The 17,981-nt window shown below is 50.2% G+C and carries 14 protein-coding genes; 7 read left to right on the forward strand and 7 right to left on the reverse strand.

Annotation, left to right across the window (positions count from 1 at the left end):
* Positions 1-868 precede the first annotated feature (868 nt).
* Positions 869-3,775: an aminomethyl-transferring glycine dehydrogenase gene (gene gcvP / locus B153_RS0107990; protein ID WP_020596172.1), complete on the reverse strand. Its 2,907-nt coding sequence runs from the start codon at positions 3,773-3,775 to the stop codon at positions 869-871.
* Between the two features lie 160 nt (positions 3,776-3,935).
* Here gcvP and B153_RS0107995 point away from each other — a divergent pair, with 160 nt between their 5' ends.
* From B153_RS0107995 to B153_RS34845, 3 genes are all read left to right on the forward strand, one after another.
* Positions 3,936-5,753: a hypothetical protein gene (locus B153_RS0107995; RefSeq protein ID WP_020596173.1), complete on the forward strand. Its 1,818-nt coding sequence runs from the start codon at positions 3,936-3,938 to the stop codon at positions 5,751-5,753.
* A gap of 63 nt (positions 5,754-5,816) precedes the next feature.
* On the forward strand, positions 5,817-6,713 hold the full coding sequence (locus B153_RS0108000; protein ID WP_020596174.1) for an alpha-1,2-fucosyltransferase: 897 nt from the start codon (positions 5,817-5,819) through the stop codon (positions 6,711-6,713).
* A 22-nt stretch (positions 6,714-6,735) separates the two neighbouring features.
* Entirely contained in the window at positions 6,736-7,566 is an 831-nt protein-coding gene (locus B153_RS34845; protein WP_083928180.1) for a glycosyltransferase family 2 protein, read from the forward strand.
* A gap of 6 nt (positions 7,567-7,572) precedes the next feature.
* Here the strand turns inward: B153_RS34845 and B153_RS36555 are convergent, their stop codons facing one another.
* On the reverse strand, positions 7,573-8,292 hold the full coding sequence (locus B153_RS36555; RefSeq protein ID WP_020596176.1) for a class I SAM-dependent methyltransferase: 720 nt from the start codon (positions 8,290-8,292) through the stop codon (positions 7,573-7,575).
* A 97-nt stretch (positions 8,293-8,389) separates the two neighbouring features.
* Here B153_RS36555 and B153_RS0108015 point away from each other — a divergent pair, with 97 nt between their 5' ends.
* On the forward strand, positions 8,390-9,217 hold the full coding sequence (locus B153_RS0108015) for an FkbM family methyltransferase (protein ID WP_157634611.1): 828 nt from the start codon (positions 8,390-8,392) through the stop codon (positions 9,215-9,217).
* On the opposite strand, the gene B153_RS0108020 is transcribed toward B153_RS0108015, so the two are convergent.
* Genes B153_RS0108020 through B153_RS0108035 form a run of 4 tightly spaced genes read right to left on the reverse strand, consistent with a single transcriptional unit; the run spans position 9,214 to position 13,492 of the window.
* Positions 9,214-10,380: a glycosyltransferase family 4 protein gene (locus tag B153_RS0108020; RefSeq protein WP_020596178.1), complete on the reverse strand. Its 1,167-nt coding sequence runs from the start codon at positions 10,378-10,380 to the stop codon at positions 9,214-9,216. The genes B153_RS0108015 and B153_RS0108020 overlap by 4 nt on opposite strands.
* 4 nt (positions 10,381-10,384) lie before the next feature.
* Complete coding sequence (locus tag B153_RS0108025) at positions 10,385-10,729, reverse strand: DUF2304 domain-containing protein (protein WP_020596179.1); 345 nt, start codon at positions 10,727-10,729, stop codon at positions 10,385-10,387.
* Positions 10,726-11,412: a glycosyltransferase family 2 protein gene (locus B153_RS0108030; protein WP_020596180.1), complete on the reverse strand. Its 687-nt coding sequence runs from the start codon at positions 11,410-11,412 to the stop codon at positions 10,726-10,728. Before B153_RS0108030 ends, B153_RS0108025 begins: the two co-directional genes overlap by 4 nt.
* Positions 11,402-13,492: a DUF7657 domain-containing protein gene (locus tag B153_RS0108035; RefSeq protein WP_020596181.1), complete on the reverse strand. Its 2,091-nt coding sequence runs from the start codon at positions 13,490-13,492 to the stop codon at positions 11,402-11,404. The genes B153_RS0108030 and B153_RS0108035 overlap by 11 nt, the downstream gene beginning before the upstream one ends.
* Positions 13,493-13,620: 128 nt before the next feature.
* Between B153_RS0108035 and B153_RS0108040 the strand changes: the two genes are divergently transcribed.
* The 3 genes from B153_RS0108040 to B153_RS0108050 all read left to right on the forward strand — a co-directional run bounded on the left by B153_RS0108040 (position 13,621) and on the right by B153_RS0108050 (position 17,450).
* A complete protein-coding gene (locus B153_RS0108040) occupies positions 13,621-14,646 on the forward strand; it encodes a lysylphosphatidylglycerol synthase transmembrane domain-containing protein (protein WP_020596182.1) in 1,026 nt (341 codons plus the stop codon).
* A gap of 83 nt (positions 14,647-14,729) precedes the next feature.
* A complete protein-coding gene (locus tag B153_RS0108045; RefSeq protein ID WP_020596183.1) occupies positions 14,730-16,325 on the forward strand; it encodes a M28 family peptidase in 1,596 nt (531 codons plus the stop codon).
* A 438-nt stretch (positions 16,326-16,763) separates the two neighbouring features.
* Positions 16,764-17,450 (forward strand): ATP-binding cassette domain-containing protein, encoded by a 687-nt coding sequence (locus tag B153_RS0108050; protein ID WP_020596184.1) that lies wholly within the window; start codon positions 16,764-16,766, stop codon positions 17,448-17,450.
* Positions 17,451-17,460: 10 nt separating this feature from the next.
* On the opposite strand, the gene B153_RS36560 is transcribed toward B153_RS0108050, so the two are convergent.
* Positions 17,461-17,847 carry a Dabb family protein gene (locus tag B153_RS36560; protein ID WP_020596185.1) on the reverse strand — a complete coding sequence of 129 codons (387 nt, stop codon included), beginning with the start codon at positions 17,845-17,847 and terminating at the stop codon, positions 17,461-17,463.
* Positions 17,848-17,981 lie beyond the last annotated feature (134 nt).

Genomic DNA, 17,981 nt, shown 5'->3' on the forward strand with positions numbered 1-17,981 from the left:
GCTCCATAAACCTTCAAATCCCATCGGACACAGCGATATAGAATGAAAAATACAAGCACATTTTATCATTTCCAACAAGAATCGAAAGGGTTTTTAAGAAGATTGGCTGTGCGCTGGCAAGTGCTTAAGGCTCAGTTATAGACTTGCTATAGTGGAGATTTTCTAAGCTACCATTGAGGAAGTGAGGGACAACGGCAGCGGTATTGCCAATGTAGTAAAAGAGAAGAAATTACAACTTTCTTCACCACAAAGCCCACGGGTGTGGTAGCGAGCTTAAGCCTCTTGCTGAGTTACGATATTATTACTAAAGGACACGGGGGTAGCTTGAAGGTGGAGAGTCAGATTGGGGGTGGAAGGTTTGTTTACCATCGAGCTACCTTAAACAACTCACCCCAATACGTTGGTCTAGCAGAGATTCACAAAACGCCCTAATTTTGAGATGGATACACTTCTAGTCCAGGTTTATTCTTTCTTTATGAAGTAAAGTCTCAAATAGTTATCTCATAAATTAAAGTCAAAATCTCACGTTTTAGCTGAGTTTATGATACGAAATATCGCTCTGTGCCATTCGCATTATTTACACCGCGTTATTGGTCAAAGGCAGTCAGTTAAGTTTGCCAATTTTACACATTAGGAACAAGTCGAAAATTTACCCGCTCCAGCGGCCTGGCTCTTTGCCTGGTTATGGCCAACAATACATTGGATACCACGGCTTCGACCATGAAATGAATCGACTTGCGACAGTACGTGCGCAACGATAGCGACAATTAAACTGAAAATTGACACGCTGACCGATAGCTCCCAGCATAGAAAAAGCCACCAACTTACGATGAAGCTGGTGGCTTTGGGCTAGTTATACTATGGCTGATTAAACCTGTTGCGCTACTGTAGACTCTTCGGCTACTTCGTCGGCATAGGCTTCAACGGGTACACAGGCACAAACCAGGTTCCGGTCGCCGTAGGCCGAATCGATCCGGCTGACACTCGGCCAAAACTTCCGGGCACGCACCTGAGGCAATGGATACACGGCTTTTTCGCGGCTGTACGGACGCGTCCATTCATCGCTCAAGGCAACTGTAGCCGTGTGTGGAGCATGCTTCAGCACATTGCTGGCCTTGTCGGCGTCTCCGTTTTCAATCTCGCGAATCTCATTACGGATCGCAATCATGGCTTCAGCGAAACGGTCCAGTTCGGCTTTCGATTCCGATTCGGTCGGCTCAATCATCAGCGTACCTGCTACCGGGAATGACACCGTTGGCGCGTGAAAACCATAATCCATCAACCGTTTGGCAATATCTTCAACCTCAACACCCGTTGCGGCTTTGAAAGGGCGGCAATCGATGATCATTTCGTGTGCACAACGGCCGTTGGTTCCGGTGTATAGCGTATCGTAATGGCCCTGTAAACGCGCTTTGAGGTAGTTGGCATTCAGAATCGCCCGTTTCGTGGCATTGGTTAAGCCTTCTCCACCCATCATGGCGATATACGCATACGAAATGGTCAGGATACTGGCCGAGCCATAAGGAGCCGCCGAAACAGCCCCCGCTCCATTCGATTTCATACCCCGGCTATCGGCAACGTGGCCCGGCAGGAAGGGGACAAGCTGCGAGGCAACCCCAATAGGGCCCATACCAGGTCCACCGCCACCGTGCGGAATGCAGAACGTTTTGTGCAGATTCAGGTGGCAAACGTCGGCACCGATGGTAGCCGGCGAGGTCAGACCAACCTGTGCGTTCATGTTGGCCCCATCCATATACACCTGTCCGCCATGCTGGTGGATGATAGCGCAGATTTCTTTGATGCTTTCCTCAAATACGCCGTGCGTCGATGGATAGGTGACCATCAGGCAGGACAGATCATTGCTATACTGTTCGGCTTTCGCTTTCAGATCGGCAACGTCGATATTTCCGCGATCATCGCATTTCACGATAATCACTTTCATACCCGCCATTACGGCGCTGGCTGGGTTGGTGCCGTGTGCCGACTGGGGAATCAGGGAAATGTTCCGGTGCGAATCGCCCCGGCTTTCGTGGTAGGCCCGAATTACCATCAGACCGGCATATTCGCCCTGAGCCCCTGAGTTGGGTTGCATCGACATGGCCGCAAAGCCCGTAATTTCGCAGAGCCAGGCGTTCAGATCAGCAAAAAGTTGCTGGTAACCAACCGTCTGATCTTTAGGAGCAAATGGGTGTATTTTACCAAACTCTGGCCAGGTCACCGGAATCATTTCTGCAGTGGCATTGAGTTTCATGGTACAGCTACCCAGCGAGATCATCGAATGCACCAGCGAGAGGTCTTTCTCTTCCAGCGATTTCAGGTAACGCAGCATCTCATGTTCGGTATGGTGCGTATTGAACACAGGATGGGTTAGGTAATCGGAGGTGCGAATGAGCGATTCGGGCCAGGTAATTGACAGGCTTTCCAGCACTACTTCCATGTCGGCTTTCACCCCGAATACGGTCAGCAGTTCCGTCAGGTCGTGCAGGGTTTTAGCTTCATCGAACGATACACTGACATGCTCTTCATCAGGCAGGTAACGCAGGTTGATCTGAGCCGCCTTCGCCGATTTTTTCAGGGATTCGACATCATCAACCCGCACCGTGACGGTATCAAAATAATTTTCGGTACTGACTTCGTGGGCGCTCCAGCGCAGGGCTGTAGCAAAGGCTTTGGTGAGCGCATGAACCTGTTCGGCAATGCCCCGAAGGCGGCTGGGGCCGTGGTAAACGGCATAGCTGCTCGCCATAACGGCCAGCAATACCTGCGCTGTACAAATATTGGAGGTCGCTTTCTCCCGACGGATGTGCTGTTCCCGTGTCTGCAACGCCATACGGAGGGCGGGCTTCCCTTCGGCATCCTGCGAAACGCCGATGATCCGGCCCGGAATCTGCCGTTTGTAGGCATCGCGGGTGGCAAAAAAGGCGGCATGTGGACCACCATAACCCATGGGCACACCAAACCGCTGCGAAGAGCCGACAACTACATCAGCGCCCATTTCACCGGGCGATTTGAGCAAGGTAAGCGCCAGTAAATCAGCCGCAACAGCCGTTGTTACCCCTAATTCATGCGCAGTGGCAATCAGATCGGTATAGTCGAATACTTCCCCATCCGTAGCCGGATATTGCAGCAACAGGCCAAAAATATCCCCATTCGTCAGATCGACAGTTCGGTGATCACCAATCAGTACGTTAATGTCCAGGGGTGTAGCGCGGGTCAGTACGACATCAATGGTTTGGGGGTGACAACGTTCCGACACAAAAATGGTGGACGCATTTTTTCGGGCTGCCGGACGCAACGCATACAGCATGTGCATGGCTTCAGCCGCAGCCGTTCCTTCGTCGAGCAGCGACGCGTTGGCCAGATCCATGCCTGTCAGATCCGATATAACCGTCTGGAAATTCAGCAGGGCTTCGAGTCGCCCCTGCGCAATCTCGGCCTGATACGGCGTGTAGGCCGTATACCAGGCTGGGTTTTCCAGAATATTGCGAAGAATGACGTTCGGGGTAATGGTGTCGTAGTACCCGGTACCGATATACGATTTGAATACCTTATTCTGACCGGCCAGTTTTTTAAAATCGGTCAGAAACTGCATTTCTGACTTTGGCTGTGGCAGATTGAGTGGGTTTTCGAGCCGAATGGCCTCCGGCACAGTCTGGTCAATGAGTTGGTCGATGGAGTTTACGCCTACTGCTTTGAGCATGTCGGCCTGGGCCGCTTCGGTCTGACCGTGGTGACGGTCTTCAAATATGTCTGTCTGCTGAAGAGTTAACCTCATTGAAGGATGGCTTCTGTTATGTATATCGCAAATTTACGATAATAAGGTCAGAAAAGCCGTATGGTTGAGTCAATTGTGTAGCGCATAGCGGGCATCTGTTGTTTGCCTAATCGGCGGTAATGCGTTATACTTACAGCTCAACTTCCGATGCATATGCTCGATGGCAACGTTCACAGCCGATCTTTTTACTTCCTTTTCCTCTCGCTTATCAACCCAAAACTCTGTTTATACCGCTCGGTCTGCTTCCCATTCCGCTACGTCTCCGTCAACCAATACGACCTCTGAGGCTACTCCCCTGACCGCCATTCACCTTATTCAGTACAGTGTTCTTGCCATCCTACTGGCCATTCCGGTCGTTATCTATTACCTCACCATCTACCAGAATGCCTATAATTTCCCGTATGAGGACGATTTGAACAGCGCCCTTTCGTTCATTGCCGATTATCAGTTTGGCGAACTGAGTTTCTGGGAAAAGCTGAAGCTTATTTTTTCGCAGTACAACGAACACCGCATTGTTTTCGACCGGCTGATTTTTCTGCTTGATTACGCGCTATTTGGTCAACTGAATTTTACCCATCTGATTTTTATCGGCAACATAGCCCCCTTGCTCATCGGTTATCTGTTTATGAAGGTGGTATTTCGGGGGATGCCTCTCAATCAGAAACTTCTTTTTTTGCTGCCTGTCGCCTATTCACTTTTCTCATTTCAGTACTGGGAATTATCGACCTGGAGCATGGCGGCTTTACAGAATCTGTATGTAATCCCATTCGCGCTGTTTAGCCTGTATAGCCTCTGCAAGCCCGGTCGGAACGCGTTCATACTGGCTGCCGGGGCAGCCGTGCTGGCAACCTATACGAGTGGCAATGGTCTGTTTACGTTTATGGCTGGTGTGGGTATCCTGCTCCTGCTGCAAGCCTATCGAAAGCTGGGCCTATGGCTGCTCATTGCCGCTATCACGATCGGATGCTATTTTATTGGGTATATCCGTCCGCCCTATCACCCGGATATTGCCGACTCGCTATTCAATCATACCGGCAGGGCCATCAGTTATTTCTTTACACTCATCGGATCGATGGTAGGGCCTGGCAGGGCAAAAATAGCGTTGCTGTTCGGAGGGCTATCGGTTTTAGTTACGCTGGCGCTGTTAGGCTATTTATGGTTCCAGAAGAAACTGGTTGATTATTTACCGTTAGTTGGCTGGATTGCCTTTCTCTATCTCACCTGCCTGTCGCTCATGGCCTCCCGTTCGGGTATGGGGGTTGAGCAGGCATTTACCCCTCGGTATGGTATTATAGCCGTCATGCTGTTTGCGACCCAAGCCGTGCTGGCCATCGAAACCATACCCCATCGCTACGGCCGATGGGGTGTTCTGGGCCTCTTCGTACTGGTCAGTGTATTCTTCTATGTATCGGGCAATAATCAGGGGAATCGTCGTCGTCTGGCTGATCGTACCCTGCAAATGAAATACAACAGTGCGGTCTACAACGACAAACCGGCGATGGTGTCGTTGCATTGGGGCAATCCGGAAACAGCCAACGTCATTTTCAGCGATGTTACGCAAAAAGGCATCTATCAGGTTCCTGACCTTAGGTTCAGTGATTTGAAAAGCCCACTATTGCCCTGCGATGCCACAAAACTGGTTGCGACCAATGCCATCACGTATGAGGTAAAACCGTACGTTTCTGGGCAGTTTCTGGTCATTTACCGGGCGTGGGCGCTGCTCAATAAGGAATCTCCGCGCGATCTGTCCGTTCAGGTTATCGCCCGGTCAGCAACGAACTGCTTTGCCTTTGCAACCTATAAACATACCTGGGATGATGTGGTCGATCATACGTTAGGGGGGCAATATACACAACCCGGATTTTCGTGCGTACTGGACAAAAAAGACCTGAAACCGGGGCATTATGAGTTGTGGCTTTGCCTGACGACTGGCACGACCAGCGCCTACAAGCCAATTCACCTGACCTTCGATGTTTGAGTAACGAATGATCTACTTCACTTAGTCCGGTAATTTTATGGCCGAATTATACACCCATCTTGTATGAACAGGCGCGTTGCTGTCCAACTAAAAGGCGGCCTGGGGAACCAGCTATTTCAGTATGCGTTGGGCAGGAGGTTATCCCTGCAACTGGAGGCCGAACTTCTGTTCGATTGTTCAGTTCTGGAAAACCGTATTCCCGTTACCAATTTCACCTTCCGGTCGTTCGATCTGGACATGTTTCGGATAGCCGGCCGGGTAGCGACGCCGTCCGATCTACCCTTGTTTCCGAAATCCGCATCGATCCGGTCGCCCTGGCCCCATCTGGTCCAGCTAGCGCGATTATGGAAGCAAGGGTATTCGTATGTGTATGAGCGGGGATTTGCCTATAATCCGAAGATGCTACGCCAACTGTCCGACAGAGTCTATTTGAATGGCTATTGGCAGTCGTACCGTTACTTTGAAGACATAGCTGCTACCCTTCGCGCCGATTGTTCATTTCCCGATCCTTTGCCCGATTCTGCCGTCGGGCTGGCGGGTCAGATCAACGCTACGAACTCGATTTGCCTGCATATCCGCCGAACAGATTTCCTTCAGGTTCCTCTGCATCAGGTCAGCAACGCAGATTATGTCGGCCGGGCCATTGCTTATATGGCTGAACGGGTAAACGATCCCCATTTTTTCGTATTCTCGGATGACATTGCCTGGTGTCAAACAAATTTGAGGTTATCCTATCCGGTGGTATTTGTCCCCAACGAACTAGCAGGGCCTAAGAATAGCCTGCATTTCCGGCTCATGAGGTATTGCAAGCATTTTATTACGGCCAACAGTACTTTTAGTTGGTGGGCCGCCTGGCTCTCAGAGCCGTCAGATGGAAAAGTCATAGTCACGCCCCAAACATGGTTCAGCGATTCGCGCTCTATCGACGATCTGATTCCTGCTAACTGGATTCGACTATAAGCGCCCTTAACGTACCGACTCTATGGAATCCGTTCCCCGTATTTCTGTTGTGATGCCCGTTCATAATGGTGAGCAGTTTCTGGCCGAAGCCATAGCGAGTATTCTGGCACAAACGTATACTGATTTTGAATTGCTGATCATCAATGATGGTTCCACCGATTCGTCCGCTGCCATCATCGAGCAATTCATGGCGCAGGACAAACGCATACACCTTATTACCAACGCAGTAGCACAGGGATTTGGTGGCGAAAAAGCCTGTAATGCCGCCTATCGACTGGCGCGTGGGCAATATATTGCCAAGCTCGATGCCGACGACATGGCTCATCCCGAACGTCTGGCCAAACAACTGGCTTTTCTGGACGCCAATCCTGGTATCTTTTTAGTAGGGAGCTGGCTCACCATTATCGATACCCACGGGAAGGTCGTTGGCCAACGCCAATACCCCACTCAGCCCGACGTGATTTATCGGCAGTTTTATTACCAGAACTGCATTGGCCACCCGTCGATTATGTTCCGCAACCACCTCCTGTCCGATGATTTTTATACGCTTCGGTTCGCGGCCTTAAACGATTACTACAGCCATTTCCTGCATCTGGTCCAAGGGCTTCGTATGGCCAATCTGCCGGAGTATCTGGTTCAGTATCGCGTACACAACAGCAATACGACGTTTTCAGCCATCAAGCGTCAATGGGCAGTCAATATGGATATTAAACGAAGCTTTGTGACCGATTTTGGCTACCGCCCACCTCGCCATCACCGGATAGCGATGTCGATGATCACCTTTATTGTCGACCATGCCCCAGCCCGTTGGCTGGATGTTCTGCTCCGGTTGCGTTCCCGCTACAACTGGTGAAGAGTTTTATGCTTTCTTCCGGAAAATGCACTCGTAATTCAGGGTAAACTCTTTCCGCCGATCCAGAAAATCCAGCAATAAAAACAGAAGCCCTATTGAGAAATTGACCGGATAAAATACCAGTGCTCCCAGTGCCGTTCCATACGGGCTACCCAAATGGTGCTTGAACAGCGTAGGAATCGACCAGGCCAGAAAATGTCCGATCACAATGAATCGACCACCCTGGGGCTTGATTTCAAGTACCTCGAAACCATATTCTGCCGCATACGCCTTCATGGCATATTGGGTAAAGCGATGGTAATCGTGGGGCACTTCGTGTTCTTCCCAGGTTTGGGGAGCGGTCAGAAATAGCAACCCGCCCGGCTTCAGAATCCGGCTCATTTCAGCAATAACCCGCTCTGGATAGCGCACATGTTCGAGCATCTGATTGCTCAGTACAAAATCATAGGAGGCATCTTCAAAGGGCATGTCGTCGGCCGAACAGATGTAATCGATACCTGCTGAATAGGCATGATGGTCGGTGGTGCCGCACCAGTCGGTGCTAACATAGCGGGCATGGCTGAAATACGGTTTGTACTGACACTCGCCAGCCCCCACATCGACGATACTGGCCCCGGCAGGCACCAGCCTGGCCACGCGCTGAATATAGCGCCGAAGCGACCATACGTTATATCCCAGAACGGGGTTCTGAAAAAGAATTCGCTGTAACAAAGCTGTTACATTCATGAGATTACGAACTTTGAATACTGTACAGAAGTACTAAATAAAACTACTTTTGGCAGGAACTTTGCAGACACCTACAAAAATGCAGCCATTTATCACCATGTTTAAGCCTTTTTGGGACAGAGTAGTCGTTTTTTTTAAAGTACCGTTTATTTATCAGAACTACTGGGATGCCTACGCCGACTATTTTCGGCTGGTAAAAAATAAGCAGGTCGTTTATACGCTCCGTTCCGGTGAAAAATTTCTGGCCCGGGCTGGCAAGTTCGACATTGCCATGCTTACCGAAGTATTAGGCTTCAACGTGTACGAAAAAGCGGAAGATGACATAATTATTCGGCCCGATGATGTGGTGTATGATGTAGGTGCCTTTATTGGTGATTTTGCCATTTATGCCTCTAGCCGGGCCAAAAAGGTCTATTCGTTCGAACCCAGTCAGTCGAACTTTAGCCTGCTGGAAAAGAACATCGAATTGAATCGTCGGCGCAATGTGATTGCGGTCGATAAAGGCGTCAACGGAACCGCCGTGACCATCGATCTGCTGGTACCCGATCTGGCCGAACATTCAAACACCATCGATCCATCGCTGCTGGAAGGCCGGAATATGTCGTATCAGACCCAGACGATTGATTGCCTGGGCATAAACGACATCCTCGATGATCCCATGTTTATTTTCCCAACGTTTGTCAAGCTGGATTGCGAAGGGGCCGAGTTCAGTATTATTGATGAAATGAGCGTAGATGACCTGAAAAAGATACGCTGCCTCATTATCGAATACCATCTAACGGCTCAGACGCCCGACGAAATGGCAAAATACAAGCGGATGGTGGATAAACTTTCTGACATCTACTCCATTTCATCGACGCCGGTTGTCAAATCCGCTACGCAGGATATTGGCCTGCTCTACTGCCGCAACAAATTCGTTGATTAAGGCGTAACTTCAGAAGTCTGTGTCAGTTGTTCGATCAGCGTTTGATACTGACTGATAATGGTTGCCCAATTGTAGGTTTTCCGGACAGCCTCCAGCCCCCGACGGGCCAGTTCGTTCCGTTTTGTATCGTCCTGTAGCAGGTCCGTCAACGACTGGCGCAGCTCGCTGCCAGAACGGTACGTAATCCCGCCCGGAAATTCACTAATTCCCGCCACATCCAACGCGACAAACGGCAGTCCAAAGGCCATCGCATCGATCAGCATAAGGGGTTGCACATCAACCTGTGACGCCGTTGCAAACAAGGTCGCTTCCCGATAGGCGGCCGCTACATGATCGCGGCTAATAGCGGTCAGCAGATAGACGGTTTTGTTTAGTAAGTCGCCAGCCTGTTTTTCGAGCTGTTTACTGTATTCACTGCTATAACTTCCAATAAAGACCAGGGCCGTATCGGCGGGGCGGGTATCCAGAAAAGCAGCCAGCAAATCGTGCTGCCCTTTCGTCGGGTAATAATTCGACACGCATAAAACCATATGCCGGGAAGCGATCTGATACGTTTCGCGGAAGGTCTTGCCATCTGGCAAAGGCGTATTCTGTAGACTCGGCCCGTTCGGAATAACCGTATAAGCCTGGATTCCCTGCTGCTGAGCCAGGTAATGATCGTAAAACCGAATCTTATCCGCTTTCTGCGTCAGAAAGACCCGATGGTCAAATTGAGCCAGCTTGTTGCGAAAAGAAAATCCATATGGCTGAAAAACCAGCCAGCGCAGATAGCCACTCAGGCCGGGCGGACGCCAGGTAAATGACAGGCCATGACTAACCACAACCGTTTTGGCGCGTATCTGGGGGAGCACCTCAACCGCCAATTCCAGCGGCCACGACTCCCAGGCATGAAAGAAAATAACATCACCATCAAATTCGGTCAGGAATCGGCGGTAAGCGTCAATTTCACCGCGAAAGGGCCGTACCCACACGCCATTGCCCGACACCGCGAATTCGTGAATCCGAAACATGGGCCACCGTTCATGAACCCGATTCGCCTGTCGGCTGGTTGCTATTTCGATTTCGTAGCCAGCCTTATGCAAGCCCAGTGCATGCTGATAGGCAACAAACGAAACACCATTCTCTTCGGGAGGGAAGGTAAAACTGGCAATCAATACTTTCATGGCATCAGTTTAGCTTTTTGCCATCGCGCAGCGCTTCTTTGCGAATGATATTCGTAAGGGTTTCGTCGAGTCGCAGTATCCGGCGATACATTGAAATCAGCGCAAAAATGATGACCAGAAACAGTAAATAAAAAATCAGATCGACCCCACGGCCCACCCCCACCAGCAACGCCAGGTAAACGGTAAGGCTCGGGTACACAATAAAGACGACAGCAGCCGTCAGCCCCAGCATAAACAGAACCCGTAAATACAGCCGATCCTTGAATACGCGAAGCGAAGCAATGAACAGCAGCCCCAGCAGAACGATCAGCAGGAGCTGAATGGGGGTAAGCAAACCGACAGCGTTCATGAGCGTAAGTAGCGATTGACAAACAGATCGAACAGAATATTCAGCGAATTCGTCCAGGACTGACCTTTGGCTTTGCTGTAGTCGGTATAAGTAATGTGCGTACTCATTTCGACCACGTTCAGTTTGTGCCGATAGATTTCCGCCAGAATTTCGGTCGCATGAGCCATCCGGTTTTCCTTCAGCCGAATCAGGCCCAGGCTCCGCCGGTTCATAACCCGGAATCCATTATGGGCATCTGTCAGCCAAAGTCCGGTAATGATCCCGTTGATCAGCGTGGCTACTTTCAGGATCACCTGTTTAAAGGCGGGCACCGACACACGGTCTTCACGAAGCAGAAACCGGGAGCCTAGTACGACATCCAGTTTTCGGCTTTCCAGTTCGTCGATAAATCGGGGGATATCGTTCGGATTATGCTGCCCGTCGGCATCGAAATGCACCACAATATCGGCTCCCTGCTGGTAGGCAAAGGTCATTCCGGTCTGCAACGCTGCCCCCTGTCCCAGATTGACCGTGTGCCGCAAATAATAAATGGGCAACCCGGCCACTACCTGGCTTGTATTATCGGTCGACGCATCATCGATCAGGACAATTTCGTAAGGACCCTGCAGGGAGGCTATCGTTTTGCGAATCACGTTGGCCTCATTGTAGGAAGGGATCAGGATAAATACGCGCTTAGAAGTCATTGCGTTTGTAGATCTCAAGAGTTCCCAGCTTGGTAATCTGCGTCATACAGCGGATTTCGGCAGGCTGCGGAACATGATCGAATACAAAATATTTTGCGTTAAGCTGCTTCAGCTTAGGCGAGCATGGGTCCATTGCCACCGTATAGGCATCCTGATACGGATTGAAAATGATGACCGAGTCGCGCCCGTCGACGTATGAACTATATACTACGTGGGCGAATCGATTATAAACCGAATCGCGCTTCGCTTTGGGGTCTAGCACACGCATGGTCTTAAAATCCGGCATGTACTTCATCCCACTTAACTGGTTGGCCCCGGTGGCCGTAACCATATAGGTAATATACTGACTACCGAATACCGCCCAGCGTGCCTTAGGGTCCTGCTTCCGTATCTCATTAACGGTTTTATACAGGACATGGTCGGTAATGGGCGACAAACCAATAGCAAACGGGTTGATTTTCAGACTTGGTAAGGTATATAATACCACAGCGCCCACCACAACCAGTTCTTTTCCTTTAAACGTAAAAGCGGGGGTAAGCAGTAGATTAAGGGCAATGAAAAATACGGTTGGTAAAAACAACTGATGCGCCTTATAGTATCCACCCGAATCGCTGACATTCAGCCAGGCCGCATAAATCATGAACCCAATCGCCCAAACCACCAGAATCGTTTTGACAACTCCTGGAATAGCCGCATTCTGTTGTGCCCTCCGATGGATGTAAGCCATGTACAGCACCGCCAGCACGACATTGGCAATCCCAAACGGAACCTGCGTACGACGGGTGGGACTTACGTTCAACAACGTTGCTTTCGCCAGAAACTCCGGGAAGCCTATTTCAATCCAGATATACAGGACCAGAATGTATACCAGCAATAACAGAATCGTTGGATCTATTTTCTTCTCCGTGTAGAAGAAAGCCGCTGCACAGGCCGCAATAACCGGGGTGAAGGTGATAAAATGCGAGAGTTCGCAAATGTTCATCCAGGAAGCCGGAAAATGCTGATCATCGAGCATCCAGCCCGAAAAATATTCTGAAAACCAGTTGGCTACGAAACCCGTTCCGCCACTTTCGCTCCGGCGACCAGGATAGGCCGTGTTCGACAGAATGTCGATGGTGGGTTTGGCTTCATTGTAGTAGAAATACAGGAACAGGCCAACGCCCGCCAGAGCCACAGCAAACGTAATCAGCTTGGCCCATACATTACCAAACAGCCGCTCCGGCTGATAATAACGCCAGACAAACCCAATCAGCAACACGATGAGCATGTAGCCAAAGGGCACCTGATAGGGCGGGTACAGGAACAGCGCGAAGGCCAGCAAAGCCCAGCCAAACAGTATGCCATTGATCGCCATCGTTCTGACCGACCGAGCATAAAAGATATAGAGCGAACTGATCAGGATCAGAAGGCCACTGTACATCCAGCCCAGATTCACAAACGACCACCAGGCTACCCCCGGCGACAAAACAAGCCAGACGGCACCCGCTGCCGATAACCAGAACTGATTACGGGTCAGGGCCAGAAACGCCAGAAACCAGGTAATCAACCCCGCAAAAATGAAGAAATTCCACCGCCAGGCATACCCACGCTCCACATCAAACAAGTGAAACCCCCAGTTTTCGGGCCGAATCAGCGTGATGTAGTGATGGGTGGGAATACTCGTCACCAACGGCGGTTTTTCGCCACCGAGCGATTGGTTCTGTAACGGAAAATCGTTGTTCACCTGCGACAGCAGCATGGGCGTAGCTCCGGCCCAGTCGTCCATCCGGATTTGCCGGGGCGTCCCCGAAATCAACCCACGCTTGGCATCCGATCCATCGGGTAATACCTGATTCCAGATTGCAATGGATGAATAATTAATTTTCGCTAACGTCAGCAACAAAAACAGACCGACGCTAATGGCCAAAAATAGTTTTACCCGCTTATCGAACCGTATGATTTCAAAGGGGCGATCTTCTTCCGCAACAACAACGGGCTTAGGTTTGGCAACGGGCGGTGTCTGGATTGGGTTTACGGGCTGTGGCTTCGTAGCCTGGCCGGCTGTAGGGGCAGGATTGGGTCCTTTCCTTTTCTTCGACATGAGCTTGGTTACTGAGGTAGTTTATGGGCTTGGATTGGTATTTGCTAACGCCTTATCAAACTTACTAATACCGTGCCAAATTTTACACCTCCTCCGATTGTCTTTCTGAAAATAACTAATTTGCCTGCATGAATACATCGCTTATCAGGCAAATACTTCCCGTTGCCCTGGCTATTGGCTTACTATGGTACGTGTTAAAAGATGTACCTTTTGCCGAACTGGCCTCTCAATTCAAACAAGCCGATTATCGGTGGCTGGCCCTGGTGAGCGTATGCATTGGCCTTTATCACCTCACCCGGGCGGCTCGCTGGCAGCTTACCTTACAGGCCATGGGTTACCAGCCTTCCTTGTTTCGCACAACCGTAGCTTTACTGGCGGGCACAATGGCCAGCATGATTATTCCCGGTGCTGGTGAACTGACGCGCTGTGGCACGCTCCAGCGTACCGATGGCGTCCCCATAGCCAAAGGATTAGGCTCGGTAGTAGGCGAACGGGTCATTGACCTGCTCATGCTGGGCGTACTGGTTGGCCTGACGTTTTTTATTGAATTGAAGCGGGTGGGGCAGTTCCTTACGGATTTGTTCAATCCTATCCTGACCCGCATTACCTCGGGAGGGCAGTCTGAACTAATTATGATTGGATTTATCGGCGTCTGTCTTTTGGGAGCGGGCCTGGTCTACTGGCTAGTTCGTCAGCAAACCGTCCGGCAGAATCCATTCGTCAAACGAATAGCTCTCATCGCGCTCAATATCGGTCAGGGAATCATCGCTATTAAAAACCTCAAACGCCCTGGTTTATTTATCGGGCTGACCGTGGCCAACTACATTCTGGCCTTTCTGATCACCTATTTCCTGTTTTTTGCTTCAGCCGAAACCGTTTCTCTCCCCCCGGCAGCGGCCCTGACGATCCTGACAGTCAGCTCGCTGGGCGGATTGGCTGTGCCCACACAGGGCGGCCTGGGAACGTATCATTTTCTGGTTAGCCGGGTGCTGGTTTTATATGGTATGACCCTTACAAAAGGGGTGGTCGTTGCCACATTTCTGCACGCGGTTCAGACAGGGTTTTCGTTAGTATTAAGCAGCCTGAGTTTTCTGATTATCCCTATCCTGCTCACCAATCGCCCTGCCAAAGAAGCCGAGAGTCTGGTGAAGTGACCACGAGCAAGACAGGCCGAAATCTTTCCAGGATTGCATCGTACATTCGCAGAAAAAACACCCGATCAAATTAACCTGACTACATGACCTCTCATCAACTTACCCTGGCAGCCAGTCTGATTTTGCTGCCTGGCCTGTGTTTGGCGCAGGAAAAATTCGCTAATACCATTACTGCGACCGACCTTGAAAAAAACCTTCGTGTCCTGGCCGCCGACGATATGGAAGGGCGCGAAACGGGCACACGCGGTCAGCGGAAAGCCGCCGAATACATTGCCAATCAGTTTGCAGCCGAAGGACTTAAACCCATCGTCAAAGCCGAAGATGGTAAAATGGGATATCAGCAGCCCTTTACGCTCTATCGAAAAACCTGGGGCGATTTCTATGTCAACGCAGGTGGCAAACGGTTCGAGAACCAGAAAGATTTTATACCCAATGGGCTATTGTACCTGCCCAACGAAACCACCTACGAGACCGTTTTTGTTGGCTACGGCATTGGCGAGGCCAGTTACGATGATTATTCCGGACGGGATGTGTCGGGTAAAGCGGTGGTGATGCTGGATGATGAACCCAAAACAACCGACGGTAAAAAACTGATCAGCGGCTCGTCCGAATCCTCTAAATGGGGCGGACCGAACGGCTGGCGGGCCAAAAGTCTGCTGGCAAAAGAGAAAGGGGCCGCTCAGGTATTTATCGTTTCTGCCGATTCGCCCGAAGCGTTCAAGCAACTGATGGCGCAGCGGGGTGCTATGCAGGGCCGTATGAACCGACTTATGCTGAAACCGGGCACCGAAAACGTAAGCTCCGTTGGGGTGTTTCTGGTGACGACCGATATGGCGTCGGCATTGCTCAATACGACTACGGCAACAATCAATCAAACGGTTGAACAACTGGCTAAGTCGGCCAAACCTGATGCGTCCTCGCTGACCGGAACGATTCGCATGAAAGCCGACCGGGTGGAAGAAAAAACGCAATCGTCGAATGTATTGGGCTTTCTGGAAGGGACCGACAAAAAAGAGGAGGTGCTGGTGATTTCATCCCACTACGACCACATTGGCATCAGCCCCGATGGGCAGATCAACAACGGTGCTAACGACGATGGATCGGGGACAGTATCGGTGCTGGAGATTGCGCAGGCATTTGCCAAAGCCAAAGCCGCCGGAAAAGGGCCTCGTCGGTCTATTCTCTTCCTGACTGTATCGGGTGAAGAAAAGGGGCTTTTGGGCTCGCAATATTATGCCGACATGAGTCCGGTATTGCCCCTCGACAAAACGGTTGCCGACCTGAACATTGACATGGTAGGCCGGGTCGATGATCTGCATCAGGGCAAATCCTCGAATTATATCTACGTCATTGGCTCCGATAAGCTTTCGTCAGACCTGCACAAGATCAGTGAGGAAACGAACAAGAAGTACATCAACATGGAACTGGACTATAAATACAACGATCCGCAGGACCCACAACGCATTTATTACCGTTCTGACCACTACAACTTCGCTAAACACCAGATTCCCATTATTTTCTATTTCAACGGTCTGCACCCCGACTACCACAAACCGACCGACGACATCGAAAAGATTGATTTCAAACTAGCCGAAAAATCGGCCCGGCTCGTTTTTTACACCGCCTGGGACATCGCCAACCGCGACCAGCGGCTCGTGGTCGATAGTAATAAGCAGTAAGGATTCATTCCAGATCACAGACCGGAAACTCCAGTATACATTCTGCCAGATGCAGGCGTATACTGGAGTTTCTTTTTTCTGATGAATTACGGTCACCGTTAAAGCTTCTTAATTTCTTATTCGGTGTAGCTAAAGGATATAACTTTCCGGAATGCTCCCCTTTCGTGTCCTACTGATCCTGTACAGGCAATTATGCCCGCTAACGATAGCCGTCTCGGTATTGATGTGGTTGGCGGCTGGCTATCCCACTCCTAGGTCGGACCAGTTTATGCCCTTTATTACCAGGTTCTTTTGGCTACGTAGTCTATCTCAACTCGTAATCTGGTACCTGTATCGGCTAACGAATCGGAAAGGGTTCGTCTTTTATCATCACTTTGGCCTGTCCGAACTTCAGTTAGCGAGTGGCGTCTATCTCATTGATATCTTACTATTTAGCCTATGCGTTTGTCTGGCAAGCCTGTTTATTCAGTAACGACCCTAGAGGTCGATAGCGTTTGGCTGGAGTATGCTAATCAACGAATTCTACAGAACGTTTATCTGCGGGTCGATAAAGGTCAGCTTGTGGGCTTACTAGGTCGCAATGGCTGCGGTAAGTCGTCTCTGCTGGAGATCATTTATGGCATCAGGCCTGCACAAAACAGTTCCGTTCGTATCAATGGTACGTATATGGGTAACTTGTATAAGCATCAAGGTTTGCTGGCCTATTTACCCCAAAGACACTTTGTCCCCGATCAGTTAACCGTTCAGCAAGCCCTATCGCTTTACAACTCTAACCTAACAGAAGCAGGTGCTTATTTTCCTGAATTACCCGAATTAGCAGCCTACCGATTTGCAGACCTTTCGGGCGGACAAAAACGTTTGGTAGAAATCATCATGATACTTTCCTGCCCGGCGCCCCTGCTCATTCTCGACGAACCATTTTCAAACGTGATGCCCTTACATGTTGAAACGTTAAAAGCATGGCTTCAATCGCTAAAGGCCAGCAAAGGTATTCTGATGACCGACCATTCTTATCAGGACGTACTGGCAATCAGCGACCGGCTGTATTTATTAAACATGAACGGCCGCACGATTCAGCTAGAGCATCCCATTCAGCAACTCAGGGACTTCGGATACATCAGATAGCCCACACACGTTATTTTTCTACCCAGTAGTCCACCGCCTGCCCGCGCTCAATAATTGATTTCCCAATCTTCATGTGCTGCTGGTGCTCGGGGGAGGCCCCATAATTAGCCAGGTCTTTTTCGGAAGCAAAGCCAAATGCATATACGTGGGTAACCGTTTTCTGTTTTCCTTCGGGAATAGCCGTTCCGGTTTCGTAGCTCCTGACCATTTTTAGTTTGGCCGCCAGATTCCTGAATGAATTATCAACCTGCCTGATCTCGTTCGATGGAGCCCCTTCTTTAAACGTAATGATCACTACATGCCGTAGAAGCTTAGCGGGTTGGTTCTGAGCGTTTACAGAACGCATTGGAAGGCTCAGGATTGCCAGAAGTACAAGGGGGGCCAGTTGCTTTTTCATGAATAAATCGATTGGTTTTGTGTTCGCCCGGCAGCGCTGACTTTTATTGATGGAGTGCCTTTAAGCTGCCCGACCTAAAAGTAAGTGCTGGTTCGAAACAAAAACCAACGAATCGATGAATGGGCCGAGAACGT

Source organism: Spirosoma panaciterrae DSM 21099 (genome assembly GCF_000374025.1).
GTDB classification, from domain to species: domain Bacteria; phylum Bacteroidota; class Bacteroidia; order Cytophagales; family Spirosomataceae; genus Spirosoma; species Spirosoma panaciterrae.